Genomic DNA, 7,172 nt, shown 5'->3' on the forward strand with positions numbered 1-7,172 from the left:
TGCGTGTTCCTGTGTACCCCAGGCATCAGAACAGCTTGGTGACGCCGGCATAGATCGCGCGCTGCGGCCCGTACTGCGGCGCCTGCACGCCGATGCCCGAACCGTCGCGCAGTTCGTACACGCTATTGAAGGCGTTGATCAGCACCACCCGTGCGTCGAACTTGCCGACGATCGGCTCGTTGAAGTGATGGATCAGGGCGATATTGAGCTGTCCGTACCACGGCAGCTTGTCGGTGTTCGCGAAGCCGCTGCGCAGGCCGCTGCCCACGATGGCGTCCGCGGTGAAGGTGTTCTGGCCGAAGTCGTACGCGCCGCCCATCGACATCGTGACGCGCTGGTCGTGGTCGAGGAATACCCAGTTATCCGAAATATAGGCGAGCTCGGCGGCATCGAAATTGAACTGCGCCGAGGTGACGTTCTTGCCCTGCGCGCGGCTGAACGCGAAGTTGAGGTACGCGCTCACGTTGCCCTGCTTGTAGTTGCCGGTGAGCTCGACGCCATAGACGCGGCCGTACTGATAGTTGAACGGCGTGTAGATGAGCGCGGTGCCGAACTGCCCGAGGTCGAGCAGGTTCGAGGCGATCTTGTAGTAGGCGTCGAGTCCGACCGTGAGCGACGGCGTGAGGCGCTGCGTGATGCCGATGTCGAAGTAGTGGTCGCGTTCGGGCTGCACGGGGCTGTCCGCCGTCACCTGGCTCTGGTTGGTCGTGCCGTTGAAGCGTGTGATCGTGCCGGCGGAGACCAGTTCGAAGTCGGGCGGCGTGAAGTAGCGGGCATAACCCACGTGCAGCGTGGTCGCATTGGTGGGCTGGTACACGAGGCCCACGCGCGGACTCAGCTGGCTCGCGCTCACGTATTCGTTCATGCCGTCGTAGCGCACGCCGTAATTCAGCGTGAGCTTGGGCGTGAGCTTCCACTCGTCCTGGAGATAGGCGCTGTACAGGTAGCCCGTTTTCGATCCCGAATCGTTGATCGTCATCGGGATGTCCGAGGTCTGGTTGCCGTTCGCGTCGGCCGGGAACACCGCTACGCTGTCGTTGAACACGGCGTGTTCCTGCTGCGCCATGAAGCCGGCGCGCAGCGTGTGGGTGTCGTTGAGCCGGAAGGTCGTATCGGTCTGGATGCCTTCGGCCTGATTGCTGCGGAAGTCGTTCGAGGCGACGCCGTTGAACATCAGGTCGCCGATTTCGTCGGGATTGAACTGGGTGCGCGTATAGCGCGTAAAAAGCGCAACCTGATAGTCGAGCGCGCCGCCATTCGTGCCCTGCAGCGCGAGCACGGCGAAGTTGTTCAGTTCGGACTGCGTTTCGTTCAGGTTGGCCGAATTGAAAGTGGTTTGCCCGTTGAGCGTGTACTGCGGTTGCAGGCCGGGCGTATTGGGCAGCTCGAACTGGTTGGCCGCGGTGCCCGCCATCACGCTCACGCGGGTGAGCGGATTGATGATGTACGAGACGTAACCGAAGGCGTTGCCCTGGCGCGTGTGGTCGTGGAGCGGATTCGCGTCCGAGGTCGGCGCCTCGATGCCCAGATTGTTCACGCCCAGCGAGCCGGTGAAGAAGTAGCTGAGCGGGCCCTGCGAGCCGTACACGTCGGCGCTCGTCTGCAGCGTCTGGTGGCTGCCGCCATAGACGTCGACGGCGCCGCCGTTGCCCGTGTCGCCCGACTTCGTCGTGATATCGACGATCCCCGCCGTGCGATAGCCGTACTGGGCCGGCAGCGCGCCCGTGATCAGATTGACCTGGTCGATGATGCGCGTGTCGAGCGATTGCCCGAAGCCGCTGATCGGCTCGGGGATGACGATGCCGTTGATGCGGTACTGCAGGTCGGCGTGATCGCCGCGCACGTGCACCTGGCCATACGAATCGTTGGCAACGCCGGGCGCCTGCAGCAGCACCTGGTTTATGGGCGTGCTCGCGCCTTGCGGCAGGTTCTGGATATCGGCCTGCGAGAAGTGGTACACGCTCGCGCCGATGTCGGGCTGCAGTCCGTTGCGCGCGGTGTTCAGGCGCTGGGCCGCCACGTTCACGTCCATGGTGCCGCCTTTTTCCAGCGCCACCTTGAGGGGCGCCGGCGCGCCCGTATCGACGGTGGCGATGCTCGTGCTCGCGCCGAAACCCTGCGCATCGATCGTGACCGCGTAGGTGCCCGGCTGCACGTTGGGCACCGCGAACGTGCCGTCGTGGCCGGTGTGCGTTTGCGCGAGCGTGTGGCCATTCGCGTCCTGGACGGACACCGTGGCGTTTTCGAGCACGTGGCCCTGGGTATCGGTGACCGTGCCGGTCAGCGATGTATCCGCCGTGGCGGCCAGGGCGTGCAGGGAGACGGTCTGGGCGAACAGCAGCCATGCGGCTCGCGAAATGAGGGTGTGGCGTTTCATGTTCTTGTAATCGGTTGGGAGGGCGCCATGCCGCCGCGGGCTATGCGAGCCTGCGGTGCCCCGGAGTTTCGGTGTTGGTCAGGTGTGTCTTTCTAGAAATGTTATAACATAACAATTAACGGATAAAATCGCGTATCGACATCCGGCAGTACCAAGGGTTTCGTGGCCCAGGACTGCTTAGGGTGTGAAATGTTATATCATAACGATTAGAAAGAAAACCGCGATCGGAGGTCCTGCTCAGGGGCAGGCCGATCGCCATGGCTGACTACCTGGTCCGGGAAAATCATGAACAAGCTTCCAGTCACGGTCCTGTCGGGGTTTCTCGGCGCCGGCAAGACGACCCTGCTCAACCACGTCCTCAACAACCGCGAGGGCCGGCGCGTGGCGGTGATCGTCAACGACATGTCCGAGGTGAACATCGACGCGCGTCTGATCCGCGAGGGCGGCGCCCAGCTTTCGCGCTCCGAGGAGCGGCTGGTGGAGATGAGCAACGGCTGCATCTGCTGCACGTTGCGCGAGGACCTGCTCGTCGAGATACGGCGCCTCGCCGCCGAGGGCCGCTTCGACTATCTGCTGATCGAATCCACCGGGATTTCCGAGCCGCTGCCGGTGGCGGAGACCTTCACGTTCCGCGACGAGGCGGGCGTGAGCCTCTCCGACGTGGCGCGTCTCGACACCATGGTGACGGTGGTCGACGCCTGCAATTTCGTGCGTGACTACGGCTCGCACGACCGGCTGCACGATCGCGGCGAGACGCTGGGCGAGGAGGACGAGCGCACGGTGGTGGACCTGATCACCGAGCAGATCGAGTTCGCCGACGTGATCGTTCTCAACAAGACCGATCTCGTGGATGGCGCCTCGCTCGCGCAGTTGAAGGGTGTCCTGCGCAGCCTCAACAGCCGCGCGCAGATCATGACGTCGTCGTTCGGGCAGGTGCCGCTCGACACCGTGATGGGCACGGGCCGCTTCGACTTCGAAGCCGCCGCGCAGGCGCCGGGGTGGCTCGCGCAGATGCGCGGCGAGCGTATTCCGGAGAGCGAAGAATACGGCATCACGAGCTTCGTCTATCGCGCGCGCGTTCCGTTTCATCCCGAGCGCTTCTGGAACTGGATCCAGACGGAATGGCCGGGCGTGGTGCGCTCGAAAGGCTACTTCTGGCTCGCTTCGCGCTTCAACCTGGTCGGCAGCTGGTCGCAGGCCGGGGCGATTTCGCGGCACGGCCTGGCGGGCGAGTGGTGGGCCGGCGTGGCGCGCAGCAGCTGGCCGCACGACGAGGAGAGCCTAGCCATGATCGTGCAGCGCTGGGCCGAGCCGTTCGGCGACCGGCAGCAGGAACTCGTGATCATCGGCACCGGCCTCGACGAGGCCGCCTTGCGCCGCGGCTTCGACGCCTGTCTGCTCACGCGCGACGAACTCAGTGCCGGGCCCGCGGCCTGGGCGGGCTATGCCGATCCGTTCCCCGCGTGGCATCTGCGCCGGCGGACCGACGAGGCCCACATGGAAGCGTAGCCGGCCGGACAGATCGATTCGGGCCTGGGCGGCCATCGCCCGGATCGGGGGCGACGCGCGCGGCCGGTGTGCGACAATGCTCGCGCCGTCAGCCGGAGCGTTGCCCACGTGGAGCCCTTTTCCTCGACCGTCCCCATCTCGATCGTCAACGGATTCCTGTCCGGTGCGAACCGGGCGGCCGTTGCGCGGCTCGCCGAACATTCGGGCATTCCGTACGAACTGCTGCAAACGCCCGGCGCGCGCGCCACCCAGGAGCAGTTCTCCACGCTGTACCGCCTGCTCGCGATCGAACTCGACGACGAGATGCCCGGCATCTTCAGCCGTCCGCTGCGACGCGGCACGCTCAAGTTCCTGTGCCTGAGCCTGCTCGACGCGCCGCGCCTCGAAGTCGCGCTGCATCGCTTCGGCCAGTTCTTCCACCTGATTCTCGACGACCTCGAACTCGTTTCGCGCCGCGACGGCGCGCACGCGTGCCTGGAACTTGTCGAGCCGTCGGCGCCTTCGGCGGCGCCCGTGCCGCGCGCGAGCATGCTGGGCTGCGAGCTCATGCTCAAGCTCGTGCACGGCGTGGCTTCCTGGCTGATCCGCCAGAAGATCCCGCTTGCGGGCGTGGATTTCGCATTTCCGCGGCCCGCGCAGGTGGCCGACCTCGTTTATCTCTTTCCCGGCCCGGTGCGCTTCGACTGCGCGGCCACGCGCATCGTCTTCGACGCGGCCTACCTCGACCTGCCGGTGCGGCAACGCAAGACCGACCTCGACGCGTTCCTCGCGCGCGCGCCCGAGGACTGGATCTTCGTCTCGTTCGCTGAGCGGCTCATGCATCACCGGGTCTGGCAGATCATCGCGGACCGGCTGCCGGTAGCCTCGAACATCGACGAGGTCGCGCACGACCTCAACATGTCGATGCGCACGCTGAGCCGCCGGCTGGAAGCCGAAGGCACGACGTTCCAGGCGATCAAGGACGAGGTGCGGCGCGATATGGCGATCCAGCGGCTCACGCGCTCGACCGACGCGATCGCGGCCATCGCCTACGACGTGGGCTTCGACAACCCCACCGCGTTTCACCGCGCGTTTCGCCACTGGACCGGCAGCACGCCGGCGGCTTATCGGCAGGGCGTGTCGCCGGTGCTCGTCGCCGCGCTTGCTGCCCCGCTTGCCACCTCCGTTGCCGCGCCGCTCGCCGGCGCCGAGGAATAACCCCGGCCGCGGGCGGCTCCCTCGCTCATAGGAACTATTGACAAAAACTGCCAGCCGGTTGGGTGCCTTCATGACGGCAGGATTTGTCAGTCGACGGACCGGTTTTGATATCGCGCAACCGGCCCGGGCGGGTTACGATGACTCATCGAACCTGTGCGAAGAGGCCGCCAGCCGTGGCGGATCCCGTGCCAGGGCCACATGGAAGGAGACGCGCGATGAGCTACGCAGCACCGGTCAAGGATATGGTTTTCGTACTCGAGCAGTTGGCGGATATTGCAAAAATCGCCACGCTGCCGGGCCTGGAGGATTCGAATGCCGAGACGGCTCAGGCCGTGCTCGACGAAGCGGCGAAATTCAACGCCGAAGTCATCGCCCCGCTGAACGTGGTGGGCGACACCCAGCCGAGCACGTGGCGTGACGGCGCGGTCACCGCGACGCCTGGTTTCGCCGAGGCGTTCCGCCAGTTCGGCGAGGGCGGCTGGCAGGGCGTGGTCCACCCGTCCGCATTCGGCGGCCAGGGCCTCGCGAAGACCATCGCGACGCCGTGCATCGAAATGCTCAATTCGGCGAACCTCTCGTTCGCGCTGTGCCCGCTCCTGACCGATGGCGCCATCGAGGCGCTCCTCACGGCCGGTTCGGACGAACTCAAGACGCGCTACCTGCCCAGGCTGATCTCGGGCGAGTGGACCGGCACGATGAACCTCACCGAGCCGCAGGCGGGCTCCGATCTCGCGCTGGTGCGCACGCGCGCCGAGCCGCAGGGCGACGGCACCTACCGCATCTTCGGCACCAAGATCTTCATCACGTGGGGCGAGCACGACATGGCGGACAACATCGTCCACCTGGTGCTCGCGCGCACGCCCAATGCGCCGGAAGGCGTGAAGGGCATCTCGCTCTTCGTCGTGCCGAAGTTCCTCGTCAACGAGGACGGCAGCCTCGGCGAGCGCAACGACGTGCACTGCGTGTCCATCGAACACAAGCTCGGCATCAAGGCGAGCCCCACGGCGGTGCTGCAGTTCGGCGACCACGGCGGCGGCATCGGCTACCTGGTGGGCGAAGAGAACCGCGGCCTCGAATACATGTTCATCATGATGAACGCCGCGCGTTTTGCGGTGGGCGTGCAGGGGCTCGCCGTTTCGGAGGCGGCCTATCAGAAGGCGGCTGCGTACGCGAAGGAACGCGTGCAGAGCCGCCCGGTGGATGGCTCGGCAAAGCAGTCGGTCACCATCGTCCACCACCCGGATGTGCGCCGCATGCTCGCGACGATGCGCGCGATGGTGGAAGGCGCGCGTGCGCTTGCCTACGTGGCGGCGGCGCATAGCGACATGGCGCACTACCATCCGGACGAAGCCGAGCGTGCGCGTCATCTCGCGATCTACGAGTACCTGGTGCCGCTCGTGAAGGGCTGGAGCACCGAAATGTCGATCGACGTCACGAGCCTGGGGGTGCAGGTGCACGGCGGCATGGGCTTCATCGAGGAAACGGGTGCCGCGCAGTACTACCGCGACGCGCGCATTCTGCCGATCTACGAAGGCACGACCGCGATCCAGGCAAACGACCTCGTGGGCCGCAAGACGCTGCGCGACGGCGGCGCGGTGGCGAAGGTTATCCTCGCTTCGATCGACGAAACGCTTGCCGCGCTCAAGAGCGCCGACGCCGGCGACGCCCGCCGCGCATTCGACACCATGCACGCGCGTCTTTCGGCGGGCCGCGCGGCGCTGTCGAACGTCGTCGATTTCGTGGTCGCGAATGCGAAGGGCGATCCGAACGCGGTGTTCGTGGGCAGCGTGCTGTATCTCAAGCTCGCGGGCATCGTACTGTGCGGCTGGCAGATGGCGCGCGCCATGCTCGTCGCGCAGGCACGCCGTGCGGAAGATCCGTCGTTCTACGGCGCGAAGATCGCGACCGCACAAAGTTTTGCCGACTACGTGCTGCCGCAGGCGGTTGCGCTCGAGGCCTCGATTCTCGCCGCGCGCAACGGCGAAGGCGCGCTCGCGCTGACCGAAGACCAGTTTTGAGCGCCGAGGGGCAAGCTATCGTGACGGACCATCAATCCTCTCAAAGCGCATCGGAACGCTGGGTGGCCGAG

General features: G+C 65.9%; 4 protein-coding genes. 3 read left to right on the top strand and 1 reads right to left on the bottom strand.

Annotation, left to right across the window (positions count from 1 at the left end; all coding sequences use genetic code 11):
* Nucleotides 1–25: 25 nt before the first annotated feature.
* The gene (locus U5760_RS31160; protein WP_322016146.1) at nucleotides 26–2,377 is read right to left on the bottom strand and encodes a TonB-dependent receptor; all 2,352 of its coding nucleotides are present in this window, start codon (nucleotides 2,375–2,377) and stop codon (nucleotides 26–28) included.
* Between the two features lie 285 nt (nucleotides 2,378–2,662).
* On the opposite strand from U5760_RS31160, the gene zigA reads away from it, so the two are divergent.
* From zigA to U5760_RS31175, 3 genes are all read left to right on the top strand, one after another.
* Nucleotides 2,663–3,886: a zinc metallochaperone GTPase ZigA gene (gene zigA / locus U5760_RS31165; RefSeq protein WP_322016147.1), complete on the top strand. Its 1,224-nt coding sequence runs from the start codon at nucleotides 2,663–2,665 to the stop codon at nucleotides 3,884–3,886.
* 108 nt (nucleotides 3,887–3,994) lie between these two features.
* Entirely contained in the window at nucleotides 3,995–5,083 is a 1,089-nt protein-coding gene (locus tag U5760_RS31170; protein WP_322016148.1) for an AraC family transcriptional regulator, read from the top strand.
* A 215-nt stretch (nucleotides 5,084–5,298) separates the two neighbouring features.
* Nucleotides 5,299–7,101 carry an acyl-CoA dehydrogenase gene (locus tag U5760_RS31175; RefSeq protein WP_322016149.1) on the top strand — a complete coding sequence of 601 codons (1,803 nt, stop codon included), beginning with the start codon at nucleotides 5,299–5,301 and terminating at the stop codon, nucleotides 7,099–7,101.
* Nucleotides 7,102–7,172 lie beyond the last annotated feature (71 nt).

Source organism: Paraburkholderia sp. J12 (genome assembly GCF_905220215.1).
GTDB lineage: Bacteria > Pseudomonadota > Gammaproteobacteria > Burkholderiales > Burkholderiaceae > Paraburkholderia.

What these genes read in the sequence shown, in the direction of transcription:
- U5760_RS31160 (WP_322016146.1), bottom strand. Translation starts at nt 2,377, where the DNA reads ATGAAACGCCACACCCTCATTTCGCGAGCCGCATGGCTGCTGTTCGCC.
- zigA (WP_322016147.1), top strand. Translation starts at nt 2,663, where the DNA reads ATGAACAAGCTTCCAGTCACGGTCCTGTCGGGGTTTCTCGGCGCCGGC.
- U5760_RS31175 (WP_322016149.1), top strand. Translation starts at nt 5,299, where the DNA reads ATGAGCTACGCAGCACCGGTCAAGGATATGGTTTTCGTACTCGAGCAG.